We start from the raw sequence: 17,777 nt of genomic DNA, 5'->3' as shown, positions 1-17,777 counted from the left end.
AAATAAATTCAGGATTGAGTATGCGTCCAACAAGACCTTTTAGACCTCTTATTCTCGCCATTGCCATGGCGCTTCCCCTACTATCATCACCCAGTCTGCTTGCCGAAGAATCGTCAATTTTCAGCCAGATGGCCACAGCACAACCTGTGTGGGCCAAGCATGGCATGGTTGCCAGCCAAGAAACACTCGCCAGTCGCACTGGCGTTGAGATCCTAAAGCAAGGCGGCAATGCGGTTGATGCGGCCGTGGCCGTGGCTTTTAGTTTGGCAGTCACTTTACCGCGCGCTGGTAATATCGGTGGCGGCGGTTTTATGTTGGTGCATATTGCCAAAGAAAACAAAACCATCGCAATCGATTACCGTGAAATGGCGCCATCTAAAGCCAAAAAAGATATTTTCCTCGATGAAAATGGCGATGCAGTGGAAAAGCTGAGCCGCGAACACGGCCTTGCTGTAGGTGTCCCTGGTACAGTCATGGGCATGAGCTTAGCTCTTGAAAAATATGGCACTATGACACTCGCCCAAGTCGCCGCGCCCGCAATTAAAATGGCGCAGGAAGGCATTAGCGTCACGCCAGATCTTGCCGAATCCCTTGCAGGCCTAAAACGCCGCATGACCCAATGGCCAACCACGGCTGCTATCTTCTACAAAGCCGACGGCAGCGATTATCAAGTTGATGATATTCTTAAACAACCTGAGCTTGCCCATTCATTAAGTCTGATCGCTGAAAAAGGCACCAAAGGATTCTACGAAGGTGAAACCGCCACTAAACTCATCAATGCGGTGAAAGACGCTGGCGGCATTATGACCTTAGACGACCTTAAAAATTATAAGGTTGTGGAACGTGAACCCGTACGTGGCGAATACCGTGGCTACGAGGTTGTGTCTATGCCACCACCATCATCGGGCGGCGTGCACATCATAGAAATGCTCAATGTGTTGCAACAATTCCCAATTGATAAACTCGGCCACAATACGGCGCAGACGATTCATCTGATGGCAGAAACCATGAAGCACGCCTATGCCGATCGCAGCGAATACTTAGGCGATCCCGACTTTTATAAGGTGCCCGTCAAAGCCTTAACCAGTAAGGACTACGCCCAAAAAATCGCCAGCCAAATCGCGATGAATAAAACAACGCCAAGCGCCGAAATCAAGCCAGGTAAACTCGCGCCCTATGAGAGCGACCAAACCACTCACTTCTCGGTAGTGGACAAATGGGGCAATGCAGTTTCAAACACTTACACCTTAAACTTCAGCTACGGCTCAGGTTTAGTGGCCAAAGGAACTGGCATTTTGCTCAATAACGAGATGGATGATTTCTCGGCCAAACCCGGCGTGCCAAACGGCTACGGTTTAGTTGGCGGTGATGCCAATGCGGTCGAAGGCAATAAGCGCCCATTGAGCTCCATGAGCCCAACAATAGTGATGAAGGATGGCAAGCCCTTCCTCGTCACTGGTAGCCCGGGCGGCTCACGCATTATCACCACCACACTGCAGATCATCATGAATGTGATCGACCATGGATTAAACATCGCCGAAGCCAGTAATGCAGCGCGGGTACACCATCAATGGCTGCCCGATGAGCTACGAGTCGAATCCAGCTTAAACCGCGATACCATTTCCCTGCTCGAAGCCAAAGGCCACAAAGTGAAAGTACAGTCCGCTATGGGCAGTACACAATCAATCATGGTGACCGAACAAGGAATTTTTGGCGCGTCTGATCCACGCCACTCGGGTAGCGAAGCCATCGGCTACTAGCATCTCCATGATGCCAATGTTACTGAAATAGATGAGTGTAAAGAGATGAGTGTAAAGAGATGAGTGAGTGAGAGAGATAGGTAAATGAGATAAAAGGATTTATGACCTATTCGAACTAGGTCATAAACCCTGAAACGAATACAAACTCTCGATTATAAAAGCCCTGCTATACATCACTGTATAAGCAGGGCTTTTTATTGTGTTGCAACAAGTAATCGTACTGAACATAGCTGACTTTTAGACCTAATAGTTTAAGCAAACTGTACTGGGTGGCCTGTTATTTCAGTCGTTGGGATCGTAGCGTTGGCTGGTATCCAATCATATAGGCTTGCCATGGCATTCACTCTCCGACACGCAGCTAGTCCGTCCTTGGATGCTCGACCGCCCCGTCCATGGGGCGGACGGTCGTCTCGCTAATTACCATGGCTCACCTTTCGGCCATTAGCGTAACCTGTCTGTATGAAGGAGATACCCAGCACGCTTTTGGACATTTTCGTGTTAAAGCCTTAACTCTAACGCGTCTGTTTCGAATAAAAATTTCTATGGGTTAACGCTTAAAGCAGGTGCGCCCGGGCGTCACCTGAATTTTCTTGTTAGTTTTAAAGGCTATCATTAAACTTTCTTATGACTGTCGAATCTCCATACCTCGTCCCCTTCAAAATAAATCTCACCATAGCGCCTTATTATTTCTTGTGTCTTCATACCTGAAAAATAATGCAGAAACGGAAAAAGGATATCATCTAGGGCTTCTGAGATTACTCTTCTATTACTACTCACAAAGATCTTACTCGAAATAGAAGTAGCAGGAGTTAACAATATTGATATTGATATTAATTTATCCCCATAATAGTCAATTGGCTCAATATGAACATCCATTTTTTTTACTTCTTTTTCAAAGTAATTTGATAAATTATATTTTAGGGCATAACTCAGCTCGAGTAACTCCCTATCCTTACCTTCAATTTTATGGAGCATTCGTTGAAATATTATTTTACGCTCTTCGTGGTTAATTGGCATTCCTGCAATATGATCGGGTGCTAATACCGTAACGAAGTCAGGAGCTGGTTCGCTAACCCCTTCAAAAAAGCTCAAAATAAACTTTATTATTTCTTGAGGTCCGTCTTCACCAGGAATAACTTCATTCAAACCACTTTCATTAAGCCTAAAATCAACAACCCCACACTCAAATTCATCCCATATGTCTGTCTGAGGAATTAAACCTAATTCAGGCTCAAACATAGGAACTGTAATAATTCCTATTATATCGCCCTCTGTCGCAGGAATGGACTCACATTCAACCGCCTTGAATGTCAAGCTCACAGAAGATAGTTTTTCAAAAAGCAAATCAGTCTCATGAGTTTTACATTGCCAAGGCTTGAACTTCCCTATAATTTGCTGCCTTTGATAGCCTATAGCCTCTCTAAATACAGGAGTGGTTATCGTACCAGCAATTACTTGGACTGCTAAATCAAACTCAGTATCAATGTTAAAATATCCGTCCCAACTTCTCGAATGTCGGGCAATTTGATTTCTATACGACGAAGGTAGCAAAAATGCATGTTCATCATCCAAATTGCAAGCACCATCAATTAAATTGTAACAACTCCAATCAGTTAACTTTTTGTTCCAAAACTGCAACATTGGGTTGTCTTCAGATATTTTTTCACAAAGGTCTACCGGAGAAACTATAAACGACAACCACTCTGTGGCTTTAGTTGGATATTCGATATTACTTAGTATTGTGCTAATTTCATTAAAGAACTCTACTAACGTATCAACATCAGACTTAACTCTCCAGCCAGCGATGTATTCACCATTTAAGGATTTTATTGAAGTAATCCAAGATGGCATTTGCTCATAAGGAAAGTGCTCTACTGTTAATAGTGTTTGATTGAATTTTATATCTGATACATGACGCAACAAATCAAGAGAATTTATAGATCTGAAAAATGGCATTAGCACGGGAAATATATTACAAGTGAAAACGGGGGACTCTATAGATAGTAGCTTTGAGTAGAATCCCACTACTTTTCTTTCCAACTCTTCCCTACTTTGATGAAGCTCATTTTTCCCAACCCTAAATGAGGTGGTTTTATGAATGAGACCAATTAATTTTTCTCTCGCTTGTGCGCTTACATCTTGCCAGTATATTTTTTTGCTAGCAGCATCATAGATTGCGATAACGATGGGAAAGTAAGAATTTGCCCATGAGAGGCAAGTGGAAGAACTTACTGATACACTGAATTCACCATTTTTTAGTTTTCTTACTTGTCCTTTTTCGGACAGGGTTGACTTTACTTGACACCGAAAACCAAATGACGTTTTCCTATTGTTGCTAAAAATATCACAGATTAAATCTTCACCATAATCACTCGAAACTATATCTGCAGTCCAGCCCCATTCTTTAAATTGCAAAGCTACATGAGTCTGACCAACATCTCCTATTATGTGACTTACAGGTCGGTGTGGTGGGTTTGTCATTTATTGTCCTGATTATGGGGAAAACTAACGCCCGTAACAGGCGAATTTATGGAGGCGATTGTTTTGTGCCAGGCTTTTTCGGCACAAAACGGGCGCCGGAATAAATTTCGACCTGGTTACGCTTGTTAACTTTTGTCACGCATGCTTTCTAGGAAGGCAATGGCCTCTCTGAAGTATTTTGGATGGGATACTTTAGCTAAGGAAAGTTGCACCCTTTCGTCTGACTGATCCCCACCGCTATTATTGCTGGAGCGCTCAAATCGCAGGAACAGCTCACCTGTGCTGGAGTCTAGGCACAGGCTATCGTAAATATCTGTTTTTCCGCCCGGAACATAATTTAGGTATTTGAGTGTTACAACATTATTCATCCGCTTATCTCGATTCAAGGATCATATTTAAGTTAACATTTTATTCGTGCGCATGCGCGTTTATCTCGTTGGACCAGTGAAACGCGCACGGTTAACTATCTGTATGCAAAGAACTTATCAGCTTTCTTCCAAATACACCATCTGGAAAAACGCGCATGCGCGTTTTCCAAACCTATTAACTAAAAGTCAGCCTCGATAGTTAATTGATTTTATGTGGTTTTACTTGTTTCGGATGGAATTAGTGCGCACTAATCCTGTCTTAAAATCATAAAAAATACCTAAATTTAAATATGACTGTATACCCATACATTATTAGTCGATTTATGGTAAGGCCAAATATAGGCAAATAGATAAGAATTTGTATGGTAGTAGGAGTGGGAATTTTCGATTGAGCTAACGAGCCGAAACACGGAATGGGGCAATATCTTTTTAGCTAAACGAACAGCAAAAGTGTTAGTTAAGATTGGCATTGTTGCAACTGTGACCGTTGGCGGCATGGATGCCGTCGTCGAGCCCTCAGGGACGAGTTTATGGCGAGTCACAGGGGAAACAATGACAATTCATGCAGCACAACTGACGATATAACTCACTAGCTTTTGAGCTTTTGAGCTTTTGAGCTTTTGAGCTTTTGAGCATTTCAAATTGGAATGGCGGAAATCTAAGATTTAACCGCCATTGTTCTATTAACCCTTAATGCTTGGCTTAATACTTGATATCAGACTTTATTGCTCCCTACACTTTTATGCCATTGCACAATCACTTTAACAAAGATCACTATTTCGCCGCCGATAGCTCGATAAACGCTGCGGTGTACATTTTTAGATTCAGCATAAATTGCTTATGGGTGATGAACTCTTTTTCGGTATGGCCAGTGTATTCCACGCCCGGCATGGCTGGGCCAAAACTTAAGGCGTTGGGAAATAATTTACTGTTGGTTGAGCCGCCTATTGCAACGGGTTTAGGGTCGACTATGCCAGTGAAGTGGGCAAAAACATCAAGTAGGGTTTGTTGCTGCGGCGCATCTTTCATCACCATAGGCTCGCCCCAATAACTTTCGATATCAGCTAGCTGCACTTGGTATTTATCCTGCCACAGGGCTAAGGCTTCACGGGCTTGCTTAGCGAGTAACTCCGGTGTTTTACCGACGGGACGGCGTAAGTTAATAGTCACCTCAGTGCCCTTCTGCGTTTGCACCACTACAGTTGGGGCTAAGGTCAGCGGTCCCATAAAATCATCTTTATAAGCTAAGTCACCAAACTGCTCAGCATAAATCCCTAAACCCACCAGCTCGTTCATGGCGGCGACAGTTAAGGAGGCGCTAGTTTTCGGCCAAGGTTTATCATTCAATTCGGGACTTAACAATGCCGCCAAATGGGTCACAGCATTCACTCCATCTTCAGGAGTGGATGAATGGGCGGCTTTACCGTCGGCAAAGATATGCAAGTTGCACTGTTTATCGACGCAATGGTTTTCAAAACGATATTTCATCCCCTGCTGCGCGGCGGCTCTGGTCTGTAACTTTGTCAGTAATGCGGGTGAAACCGCCTCAATTTCCGCCTCGGCCTGCTGCGGTACTTGGCTGGCAAAATAGCCGCCAGAGAAAGCCGTTAACGTGGGAGTTTGGGTTGAAGCCTCTGCTTTCGCTTCTATATTGGAGATCGTAATATTGGGCACTGTAAAGGTAATCTTGCTCCAGCCTTTCTCGGCGGTGACCACGGGGTATTCGGCATCGATAGTAATGTTCATATCCGCTGGCGTGTAGCTGGCTAAAAAGGTTTTCAGTGGTTCCCAGTCGGACTCTTCAGCAAGATAAACCAAGAGTTCAATGCGTCTATCTCGCTTAATGTGTTTATCTTTAATCGCCTTCATCGCATACATGGCAGTGACAATGGCGCCCTTGTCATCCTCTGTGCCGCGGCCAATCAGTTTGCCAGGTTCCGATTGAGTATCAAGCAGATAAGGGCTCTGCGCCCACAAGGCAGGATTAGCTGGTTGCACATCGCCGTGGGTGACTATGCCTAACTTTTTAGATTCATTGTTTACAGCCGAATTGGCATCTAAGCCAATCAACACCACATAGCCATGATCGGCATAATCTAACCCGAGCTCCTGACTGAGTTGTTTCAAACTCGACTTAAAGCCTACAAAGGCGGGATTGGTATCTGGCGTTTGCCCTTCAACCGCTTGGGTATTAAAACTCACCAACTGAGTCAAACTCTGCACCATAGCCGCATCGTATTTTGCGACCGCATAATCGGCGACCTTTAGTGCATTTTGGCTTAACTGGAGGACGTTTGTTTGAGCCGTTGTTGTTGCTGGCGCTGCAATACACTGCGGCATAACCCAGCTGGACGCAGTCAGTAATGCCAAGGATAACGCTCGGCGCACGCGAGCATGTTGAATACCAGATTGAGACATAGAAGATCCTATTATTGTTATTCGTGTTTTAGGACCGTACTGCAAGAGACGGTTGAAAATGGATTAAGCTGGTTTAGTGCAAGGTGTGGCTTACACCAATCATCTGCGATGTGTTTGCGGCTATTATCTTCGACTACAGCCTTGACCCATGACCTTGCCAAGAAAGCGCACCGAGACGCGATATCATCCGCAGCCAGTTTGCCATATTATTTTGCTTAAAAGCCTGAAACAAAACATTTGTTACAAACTAAACACAAAATCGATGGAACCCCTAGTCCGATACATGTTAAACAGTCACATTAAGATAAATTAATGGTTTTAGCCGCGCGTAGACTTCAATTTTTGCTGAAATCCATGGCCATCATCAAACAATCACCCATAACAATAATCGACCTAACGGGGAACAAATAATGAAGGGACTAACCCTTAAACCGCAAGCCCGCACGGCTAAGCTCACGCTAAGTGCCATCGCTTTAGCCTTAACTTTGGGCGCTTGTAGCACACAACAACCCGAAGCCAGTGTTCAAGCCAACGCGGCGCCCAATGCCGTGTCAGCACAGATTATCAGTCAGAATGCGACCAATCCATTCTTTAAACCCTATGATACGTTTATGGAAATACCGGCCTTTGATAACATCAAGCCAGAGCATTTCCTCCCAGCTTTTAAAGCGGGCGTAGCTCAGCAACACGAGCAAATTCAAGCGATTGTTGATAATAAAGCTAAACCCACCTTCGCCAATACCATTGAGGCCATGGAGTTTTCTGGCGATCTAGTGACCCGCGTTTCTAACGTCTTCTTTAACCTGACAGGCGCCGATACTACGCCAGCATTGCAAGCACTCTCCAAAGAAGTGTCGCCTATGCTATCGTCGGCCGAAGACGATATCCTGCTCAATGACAAACTGTTTCAAAAAGTCAAAGCCGTTCACGACGCGAAAGACAGCCTAAAACTCAGCACGGCCCAAGCCAAATTATTGGAAGATACCTATAAATCTTTCACCCGTGGCGGCGCTAACTTAAGCGAGCAAGATAAAACCAAACTGCGCGCATTGAACGAAGAAATCGGTAAACTCAATTTAGCCTTTGGTGACAATCTATTAGCCGAAACCAATGCCTTCGAATTAGTGGTTGATAGCAAAGCCGATCTCGCCGGTTTACCCGCAGATGTGATTGCGACCGCCTTTGAAACCGCGAAAAAACGTGGCCATGAAGGCAAGTGGGTATTCACCACTTCTCGCCCTTCTATCACGCCTTTTTTAACCTATGCCGATAACCGCCAGTTACGTGAAAAACTCTACAAAGGTTATATCGAGCGCGGTAACAACAATAACGCCAACGATAACAAGATTATCCTCGCGAAGATTGCTGCCCTGCGTGCAGAACGTGCTCAACTGATGGGCTATAAAACCCATGCGGATTTCGTGTTAGAAGAACGCACGGCTAAAACGCCAGAAAACGTTTACGGCTTGCTCAACAAGGTATGGCCAGCAGCATTGGCCCAAGCCAAAACCGAAGTGGCTGATATGCAAGCCATGATCGACGCGCAAGGTGGCAAATTTAAGCTGCAAGCGTGGGACTGGGATTACTACGCCGACAAAATTCGTGTCGCTAAGTACAGCTTTAACGAGCAACAAACCCGACCGTATTTCTCACTCGACAGTACATTAAAAGGCGTGTTCTACACGGCTAACCGTTTGTACGGTTTGACCTTTAAAGAACGTACCGACTTACCCAAATACAATGCCGAAGTCCGTACTTGGGAAGTTTACGATAAAGACGGCAAGCTGATGGCCATCTTTATGGGTGACTATTTCACCCGCGACAGCAAACGTGGCGGCGCTTGGATGAATTCCTTCCGCAAACAATACAATATGAATGGCGTTGATTCTAAACCTATTATTGTTAACGTATTGAACTACCCTCGCCCAGCGGGCAATGAGCCAGCGCTGCTGACCTTCGATGAAGCCAGCACCCTATTCCACGAATTTGGCCACGCCCTACACGGCATGTTATCAAACGTGGAATATCGCTCACAGGGTGGCACCGCCGTACCTCGCGATTACGTTGAGTTCCCATCGCAAGTGAATGAAAACTGGATGACTCAGCCAGAAGTGTTAGCCCAATTTGCCAAGCACTACAAAACCGGCGAAGTGATCCCGCAAGAGCTAGTGAAGAAAATCCAAGCGGCCAGCAAGTTCAACCAAGGCTTTGCCACCGTTGAATACATGGCGGCCACTAAGCTCGATTTAGATTGGCACACATTAACCGACACCACGCCAAAGGATGCGGCCAAGTTTGAAGCGGACTCGTTAGCGGCAATGGGACTGATTGAAGAAATTAGCCCACGCTATCGCAGCACTTATTTCTCGCATATTTTCGCGGGCGGTTATTCAGCAGGCTACTACAGCTACCTGTGGTCGGATATTTTAGGCGCGGATGCTTTCGAAGCCTTTAAAGAAAACGGCATTTTCGACAAGGCCACTGCGGATTCCTTCCGTAACAATATCCTGTCGAAAGGCGGCAGCGATGATCCTATGCTGATGTATAAAAACTTCCGCGGTAAAGAAGCCGGCATAGAGCCGCTGCTGCGTAGCCGCGGATTACTGGCCGAGTAATCGCTAATCATTTGCCAAAGGCAAGATAAACAACGGGAGCTTTGGCTCCCGTTTTCTTATAATTTTATTCAGCAACTTATACAATAACCTATTAATTGGCTGAATATTTTAGTACTGTGTTGCCGCATATAAGGATATTTTTAAAATTATCAATGGAAATGATTATGTCTAATGCCCTACTAAGCTCTCCATTTCAAGCAAATAAAGAAAAACTTCTCACACTGCGATTACAGAACGAACTCAATACCACTCGAATATTCAAAGCTCTGGATGCTGACCCAAATACAATTGGTGCCGAAGTGGTTTTTATAGACTATGAATATTCCCTATGATTCCTTTATGCCACTAATATCCCATTCGATTAATATTACGAGAATGTAAAGATACAGTAAGTACCAGCTTTAGCCTTCGCAATAAGGCGTACAGGTGGAAAATCAACAACCTAACAATAGTCAGCTATAAGGAATTCAGAGTCTATGTCAGATAATTTTTTTGAGAAACATGACTTATCTATCGGCGTGTTTGTCGTTGGTATTGCAGTCATCATGTTCCTTATGTTTGGCGCGGGAGCGATCGGCCCTTTACTTTTCCTTACGATTGAAACGCTATTCGGTAAATTAACACACGAAGAGTTTGGTATCCTTTTCGCATCAAGTATAGTGATCATGACCCTGAGTATTGTTATACCAAACGTATTAATTATACGAGGTAGACCTCGAGCAGTTAAAATCAATAAAATAAACGTCTATTTTCAACTCATTTGTTACTTACTGTTTTTATTAGTACTTGAACACAAACAAACCTGGATTTTTCTCTGCTTTGTTATTTTTCCGTTATTAGCGAACTGGTTAATGTCGTCTGCTAAATATTTAACCTTCCTTGCCTTTTACGAAACTCTACGCAAGGATCCAATCGTGTTTAGACAAAGCTTAGCAAAACGAATATTTAAGTAAGCACAGTAAATACAAGCTCTATTATCTAATATTAGTTTAAGTATATTTATCATTAGAAAACATTAACAACACGCCATAATATAACCAAAAAATATAATGGGTGACGATAAGCAATTAGGTGTCGATGTCAGATAAATTTTGAAAAACATAAATTTTCTATCATAATTGTCGACAAGGTTACTACGGATCTCATCCGTAATCATATCCTTTTTAAAGGCGGATTCGTAAAGGTTGGTACGTTTCCGCTTCACATGTTAACCCACTTTAATTCACCGCTTAGGCGACATTAAATCTTCAATAGAGTTATATGATGAATATTGAGATGGTAGAAAAAGCAGATCATCTTAGTCTGCTCGATATTTGGGAAGCATCGGTAAGAGCAACCCATGACTTTTTAGCAGAAGAAGATCTACAACAATTAAAGCCGCTGATCCTCGAACAGTATTTTGATGCCGTTCACTTAAAGTGCGCTAAAAATGACAATGGAGAAATACTCGGATTCTGCGGGGTACATGATGGCAATATTGAAATGCTGTTCATCTCACCTGACGCGCGCGGAAAAGGTATTGGTTCCATGCTAGCGACACATGCCATTAAAGAACTGGGAGCCACAAAGGTGGATGTTAATGAGCAGAATCAACAAGCATTAGGTTTTTACCAACATATTGGTTTTTCAGTAACGGGTCGCTCACCCGTTGATGGACAGGGTAAACCTTATCCGTTGTTGCATATGGCGTTATATTCCATTGAGGGATTGTAGATGTATTCTGATTCAATCGATGAGAATAGGGTTGGAGAGTATCCAGCGGAAACAAAAATGATGAATAAATCCGCCCCGACGTCAATAAAAAAGGCTTGCTAGGTTTCCCTAACAAGCCTTTGGGCCTTTTTACAACGAATCGATTAGTCGACTAAACCGCGGCGCTTTAACAGTGCATCTGTTGTCGGTTTTTTACCGGTAAAGTGAATGTAATCTTGCATGAGATCTTCACTATTACCTTTAGATAAGACTTCCTTACGGAATTTGTCACCATTATCGGCTTTCAATCCACCATGCTCGCCCATGTAGGCAAAGGCATCGGCGGCAAACACTTCGGTCCACAAATACGCGTAATATCCAGCTGAATAACCACCGGAGAAGGCATGGCTAAAGTAGCTCGATTTATAACGCGGGGGAATTGGCGCAAAATCGAGGCCGTGTTTAGCTAACACTTGGTGCTCAAACTTCTCTACATCGCTAATTTGAGTATCGGCGCTGATAGAGTGCCATTCCATATCTAACAAGGCAGCTGACAGATACTCAACGGTATCAAAACCTTGGCCAAACTTATTTGAGGCTAAGATTTTATCAAGCAGTGCCTTAGGAATTGGCTCACCCGTCTTGTAGTGTTTGGCATAGTTAGCAATCACAGCAGGATCGATATTCCAATCTTCGTTAACCTGGGATGGGAACTCAACAAAGTCACGTGCGGTTGATGTGCCAGCCACGCTTGGGTATTTCACCTGCGAGAATAAACCGTGAACCGCATGACCCATTTCATGGAACATAGTCGTCACTTCATCGAAGGTCATTAACGTTGGGCCATCGGCTGGCTTAGGAATATTCAGCGCGTTATAAACAACGGGCTTAGTGCCAAGCAGACCGCTTTGGGTGACGAACTCATCCATCCACGCGCCGCCGCCTTTGCCTTCACGGGCATAAGGGTCAAGGTAGAATAAGCCAATAGAGCTGTTGTCTTTATCGAAGACTTCAAAGGCTAAGACATCGGGATTCCACACGGGTAAATCGGTACGCGCTTTTAAGCTGATGCCATACAGTTTATGCATAGCGAAAAACAGCCCGTCTTGCAGCACAGTATTAAACTCGAAATAAGGCTTGATGCTGCTTTCGTCGAGATCGTATTTCTCTTTACGCACTTTGTCGGCGTAGTAAGCCCAATCCCAAGGTTGCAGTTCGAAATCACCGCCCGCCTTTTTGATTTCGGCTTGAATATCAGCCGCTTCCACTTTGGCACGTGCTAAGGCTTTTGGCGCTAAATCATCGAGGATTTCATACACAGCGGCAGGAGTTTTCGCCATTTGATCGGCAACCGCATAGGATGCCCAAGTATCGAATCCCAATAAGTTAGCTTTTTTAGCCCGAATTTGCGCCATTTTAACAATCAATGGGCCATTGGTTTCAACAGCTCTGTGCGCCGAGGTTTCCCACACTTTTTGGCGTAGTTCACGGTTGCTCAGGCTAGAAAGTACAGGCTGGCGAGTCGTGTTCACTAAGGTAATCAAATAGCCCTCTTTTCCAGCAGCTTTGGCCGCTGCGGCTAAGGTGGCGATTTCGCTGTCAGATAAACCGGCTAACTGGGTTTTATCGGTCACAACAATCACATCATCTTTAAATGATTTTAAGCTGTTTTGTGAAAAGTCCGTCGCTAAGGTTGCAAGCTCGGCGTTAAAGTCGCGCATTTTAGCTTTATCTTCAGCCGACAATTTCGCGCCAGCGCGAACAAACTGCTCATAGTAGTATTCAACTAAACGCTGATCTTCCGCATTTAAGCTGCTTTTTTGTTGATATACCGCTTCAACACGGGCAAATAACGTTGGATCGAGATAAATATTATCGCGATGGGCAGATAGCTTAGGTGCAAGATCTGCTTCGGTTTTCTGGAAATCATCATCAGAAATCAGACCGGCGAGATTAAAGAAGGTCCGCGACACCCGCGTTAATAATTCACCCGAGGTTTCCATCGCCAGAATGGTGTTGTCAAAACTGGCCGCTTGCTTGTTATTCACAATGGCAGCGATTTCAGCATCATGGGCTTTAATGCCTTGCTCGAAGGCAGGAGCATAATCTGCCGTATGGATAAGGTTAAATTGTGGCGCTTGATCCTGCAGTGGACTCTTGCTCAGCAACACATTGGTTGCTTCTGCTTTAGCAGCGGTTTGAGTCGCTACGGCATTTTTGGCTTCATTGGTACTGGCGGCTGGCTTGTCTGAACAAGCGCCAAGTAACAAAGCCGCGGCCACGGCTGTAGTTATAACGGACTTACGCATATTAACTCCCTTGGATGTTGCTGCCCTTTCGTTTGTATTTTTAAGGTGAAAGGTGCGCGCTAACGGATTTTGGCTTTCAGTTTAAAACAGTCTGAGTCAACGAACGCTTGTTGCTACGGTCGTTAATTTCGATGAACTACCTTAACAAGTTACGCGCATTTCAGCCAAGTTTTACCCCGCCACTGCGGCGCTAATTTGTATCACTTTATGTGTATTTCGAGTCCGAATGTGCCTATGCCAATGCTTAGCTACACCTAAGGCGCTGCAATCAGTGTTAAGCGCTTGCAAGCAGAAATGATGAGGATTAGCTAAAATTCAATTTAAAAAGAATTATTTAAAACAATCCAATTGGATTTTTTAAGCCAAATATTCTCAACATAGAAAGCAGCATAAGCAAATAAAACACCGTTTCTATAACAAATATTAATTCTTCTTAATAAACTTTTTGCTGTGCTTATTTAAACCTCAATGTAACAAATACACAGGCCAAATGGCTCATTATTTAGACAGACGCACTCTGAGTCACAATTTGAAACAGCTTTTCTCCGATTTATGTCACATTCAGATCATCAAATGTCTTTATAATTCCCGCTCGTTAGCTTAGCGACAAATTAACCTAACAGTTAAATGACGCCGAATTAACGGGATGATGGGCATGCTCTTGACGGAACATGCGTTGGGGTCAAATAAATATAAATAGAGATAACTATGTTAAATAAGAAAATACTCGCAGTGATGATCACTGCCGCCCTTGGTGTCAGCGCCTGTAATTCTGATGACGACAAAGTCGTTCAAGCCGATTTACGGGTACTAGAAACCACAGATCTGCACACAAATATCATGGATTTCAACTACTACAGTGGTAAAGACGATCCCACAATCGGTCTTGCCCGCACTGCAAGCTTGATCCACGCTGCACGCAACGAAGCCAAGAATAGCGTCCTCGTTGATAACGGCGATCTACTGCAAGGCAGCCCTATGGGCGATTATATGGCCAAAGTAGGCCTGCAAATGGGCGATGTTCATCCTGCTTATAAAGCCATGAACCTATTAGATTATGAAGTCGGCAATATCGGTAATCATGAATTTAACTATGGTTTAGATTTCTTAAATAAATCCATTAGTGGTGCAGATTTCCCTTATATCAACTCGAACGTTTATTGCGCCGACGATAATGGTTGCTGGAAAGAAGTAAAAAAAGGTGAGCATTTATTCACCCCTTATATCATCAAACAAAAAATCATTATCGACAGCGAAGGTAATAATCAAACCATTAACATTGGTTATATTGGTTTTGTACCACCGCAAATTCTATTGTGGGATAAGCAAAATCTGACGGGTAAAGTGACGGTTGAAGATATCGTTACCACCGCGAAAAAATATGTCCCAGAAATGAAAGCCAAAGGGGCCGATATCATTATCGCCATTCCACACTCTGGCATTGGTTCGACAGAAAATCCTGGCGATCCTATGGCTGAAAACGCCACTTACGCTTTGACTTATGTTGACGGTATCGATGCGATTCTATTCGGCCACAGCCACTCTATCTTCCCAGATGCTAAGTATGCCGACTTGCCCAATACCGATGTCACTAAAGGCCTACTGAACGGCGTTCCCGCAGTGATGCCAGGTCGTTGGGGTGATAACTTAGGGGTGGTTGACTTTAAACTTGAGCGTAGAGATGACAAGTGGCATGTCCTTAGTGCCAAAACGCAAGCTCGCCCTATCTATGATGGCGCAAATAAAGCCCCATTAGTTGAAGCGGATGCTGCTATTCACGATGCTGTCGCAGCCGAGCACCAAGGTACCCTCGCCTTTGTGGATGAACCTATCGGTGTCGCCGCGGCGGACATGTATAGCTTCCTTACCTTAGTGCAGGACGACCCAACGGTACAAATCGTTTCAGATGCGCAAATCGCTAACGTGAAAGCGAAATTACCTGCAGCATTAAAAGGGCTGCCAGTACTGTCAGCTTCTGCTCCTTTTAAAGCGGGCGGTCGCCACGGTACAACCAGCGATGCCGATCAATTTGTGCAAGTCGATAAAGGTCCACTGACCTTTAAAAACGCCGCCGATCTGTACCTGTATCCCAACACTATGGTGGCAGTCAAAGCGACGGGCGCCGAATTGAAAGATTGGCTTGAGTGCTCAGCCAACCAGTTCAATCAAATCGACCCAGCAAAAACCACCCCACAAGGGTTAATCAACTGGGATGGTCATCCAACCTATAACTTCGACGTACTCGATGGCTTAACCTACAAGATTGATGTCACTCAACCGAGTAAGTTTGACCGCGATTGCGCCGTCGTTAATGCCAATGCGAACCGTATCGTTGATTTAAGCTATAAAGACGAAAACGGTAAAGTCATCACAGGTGAAGAATTTGCCGCGAAAGAGTTTATCGTCGCCTCAAATAACTACCGCGCCTTTGGTGGTAAGTTTGCAGGAACGGGTAGCGACCACGTCGTGCTCGAACTACCCGATACTAACCGTGAAGCGCTAGCTGCTTATATCACAGCGCAATCTCAGTACAACGAAACCACGGGTAAGTACGAAGGTATGGTCAATCCAAGTGCCGATTACAACTGGGATTTCAAAACCATCACGACCAACGTCACATTAGACGTTCGCTTCGAAACCCAAGACAGTGACAAAGCCGCTGCCTTTATTGAAGCCAATAAACAACGTGAAATGAAGAAGATCAGCAAGGATGAACTGGGTTTCGCCGTTTATAGCATCAACTTAACCAAATAAGCGTTCAATCCCGAAATATCATGCTCAAAAAGGCTCCTCGTGAGCCTTTTTTATTCCCTACAGATTAAATTAACGCTAATCTGCGCGCTATAAACGACGTGTCGCCATTTAGTACATCATGCTCCACACTAAAGGTTAAACCTGCTTTGTGTCGTCAAATATCTACCTTATTATTTAGCGGCGTCCTCGCAACAACAGAGAAAGCTTATGAAATATCAATCAATCTTATGTGCCACCGCGTTAATGCTGGTTGCAGTGCAACCTGCAACGGCCGATGTTCATCTCAATCTGCCTAAAAATGCTGAAGTATTAACGGTCAATGGCAAGCCAGCCGTAAAGAGTGGCAACCTCGTTTTAGCTGATGGTATCAATCAGATAGCCTTTCGCTATGCCGCGCAATACCGGCAACAAGCTGACTCAGTGCATTATCTATCCGACGTACTCATCGTCCGTTTTGATGCGTCAGCACAAACACTTACCCTGACCCTTCCCGCCATCAACTCAGCCAGAGATGCAAAGAAATTTGATGAGTCACCCAAGCTGACACTATCAAATGCTCAAGATGAAGCCGTGAGTTTTACCAGCGATAAATTGATTAAGAATGGCATCCAACTGGGACGGGATTTCGAACACGAGATACTGCAGTACAACCTTAGCAATCATCCGGCTTCATTAAATCTCACTATGAATACCGCGACAACACAAGCAAACGACGCCATTGCACCAGTATTAGCAAGCCAACCACAAATACGCCAAACAGCAGTAGTCACATCTACGAACTTGATAGCGCCAGCAGTGATGTCGTCAGCTGCCGCAGCGGTCAATGACAAGGCTCAGCCAACGACTTCAGTGACATCTACAACCACACCTAGCCAAGCTGAAATTAGTCAAATGCTTGATTACTGGTACAAACAAGCTAACGACAATACCAAAGCCAGCTTCAAAGCCAAAATCAATAAAGAGTGATCCATACCGCTTCGGCTATCTACTTCAGACCGCCAGCTAAGTGTCTCACATGGACTGGCGACTCTATTCAGTTCGTAAAGTTAGAACTTAGTAAAACTTAAGCTCATTAAAAAAGCGCCCAGTAAACCATCCCCACTTCACAGCTTAATGTTATTTCAAACAATGAAACGGTTTCAAAAACGCTAAAACATGTAAATTCCAGACGCAAAAAAGCCAGCTTACTCAGCTGGCTTCGTTACATCTCAATGAGATAATTAGGCGCTTGGCGATGACCTACTCTCACATGGGGAGACCCCACACTACCATCGGCGCGTTTGCGTTTCACTTCTGAGTTCGGGATGGGATCAGGTGGTTCCACAAGGCTATTGTCACCAAGCAAATTCTGTTTATTACCGTGTCCATCTCTGGCTCACG

General features: G+C 44.4%; 11 protein-coding genes and 1 rRNA gene. 7 read left to right on the top strand and 5 right to left on the bottom strand.

Going from position 1 to position 17,777, the window contains the following annotated elements:
• Positions 1–20: 20 nt before the first annotated feature.
• Entirely contained in the window at positions 21–1,760 is a 1,740-nt protein-coding gene (ggt, locus tag Q4Q54_RS18070; RefSeq protein WP_012089519.1) for a gamma-glutamyltransferase, read from the top strand.
• Positions 1,761–2,372: 612 nt separating this feature from the next.
• Here the strand turns inward: ggt and Q4Q54_RS18065 are convergent.
• Positions 2,373–4,241 (bottom strand): DUF4365 domain-containing protein, encoded by a 1,869-nt coding sequence (locus Q4Q54_RS18065; RefSeq protein ID WP_311989180.1) that lies wholly within the window; start codon positions 4,239–4,241, stop codon positions 2,373–2,375.
• A gap of 125 nt (positions 4,242–4,366) precedes the next feature.
• Entirely contained in the window at positions 4,367–4,609 is a 243-nt protein-coding gene (locus tag Q4Q54_RS18060; RefSeq protein ID WP_311989179.1) for a hypothetical protein, read from the bottom strand.
• A gap of 450 nt (positions 4,610–5,059) precedes the next feature.
• On the opposite strand from Q4Q54_RS18060, the gene Q4Q54_RS18055 reads away from it, so the two are divergent.
• Positions 5,060–5,194 carry a hypothetical protein gene (locus Q4Q54_RS18055; RefSeq protein ID WP_259563962.1) on the top strand — a complete coding sequence of 45 codons (135 nt, stop codon included), beginning with the start codon at positions 5,060–5,062 and terminating at the stop codon, positions 5,192–5,194.
• A 189-nt stretch (positions 5,195–5,383) separates the two neighbouring features.
• Here Q4Q54_RS18055 and Q4Q54_RS18050 read toward each other — a convergent pair whose 3' ends face one another.
• A complete protein-coding gene (locus Q4Q54_RS18050; RefSeq protein WP_311989178.1) occupies positions 5,384–7,027 on the bottom strand; it encodes a dipeptidase in 1,644 nt (547 codons plus the stop codon).
• A 410-nt stretch (positions 7,028–7,437) separates the two neighbouring features.
• On the opposite strand from Q4Q54_RS18050, the gene Q4Q54_RS18045 reads away from it, so the two are divergent.
• The 3 genes from Q4Q54_RS18045 (at position 7,438) to Q4Q54_RS18035 (ending at position 11,355) form a co-directional block, all read left to right on the top strand.
• Positions 7,438–9,642 (top strand): M3 family metallopeptidase, encoded by a 2,205-nt coding sequence (locus Q4Q54_RS18045; protein ID WP_311989177.1) that lies wholly within the window; start codon positions 7,438–7,440, stop codon positions 9,640–9,642.
• Between the two features lie 476 nt (positions 9,643–10,118).
• Positions 10,119–10,595 (top strand): hypothetical protein, encoded by a 477-nt coding sequence (locus tag Q4Q54_RS18040; protein WP_012587399.1) that lies wholly within the window; start codon positions 10,119–10,121, stop codon positions 10,593–10,595.
• Positions 10,596–10,905: 310 nt separating this feature from the next.
• Complete coding sequence (locus tag Q4Q54_RS18035; protein ID WP_012587398.1) at positions 10,906–11,355, top strand: acetyltransferase; 450 nt, start codon at positions 10,906–10,908, stop codon at positions 11,353–11,355.
• A 143-nt stretch (positions 11,356–11,498) separates the two neighbouring features.
• Here Q4Q54_RS18035 and Q4Q54_RS18030 read toward each other — a convergent pair whose 3' ends face one another.
• Positions 11,499–13,643, bottom strand: a complete 2,145-nt coding sequence (locus Q4Q54_RS18030; RefSeq protein ID WP_311989176.1) for a M3 family metallopeptidase — start codon at positions 13,641–13,643, stop codon at positions 11,499–11,501.
• Between the two features lie 708 nt (positions 13,644–14,351).
• Between Q4Q54_RS18030 and Q4Q54_RS18025 the strand changes: the two genes are divergently transcribed.
• A complete protein-coding gene (locus tag Q4Q54_RS18025) occupies positions 14,352–16,397 on the top strand; it encodes a bifunctional 2',3'-cyclic-nucleotide 2'-phosphodiesterase/3'-nucleotidase (protein WP_115334358.1) in 2,046 nt (681 codons plus the stop codon).
• 207 nt (positions 16,398–16,604) lie between these two features.
• Positions 16,605–17,363, top strand: coding sequence for a DUF2057 domain-containing protein (locus Q4Q54_RS18020; RefSeq protein WP_261274028.1), 759 nt, complete (start codon positions 16,605–16,607; stop codon positions 17,361–17,363).
• A gap of 260 nt (positions 17,364–17,623) precedes the next feature.
• Here the strand turns inward: Q4Q54_RS18020 and rrf are convergent.
• Positions 17,624–17,739 (bottom strand): 5S ribosomal RNA (gene rrf / locus Q4Q54_RS18015).
• Positions 17,740–17,777 lie beyond the last annotated feature (38 nt).

The organism is Shewanella sp. SP2S2-4 (assembly GCF_031932025.1).
In the GTDB taxonomy this organism is placed as follows: Bacteria; Pseudomonadota; Gammaproteobacteria; order Enterobacterales; family Shewanellaceae; genus Shewanella; species Shewanella baltica.
This window is presented reverse-complemented; position numbering and strand designations above follow the sequence as displayed.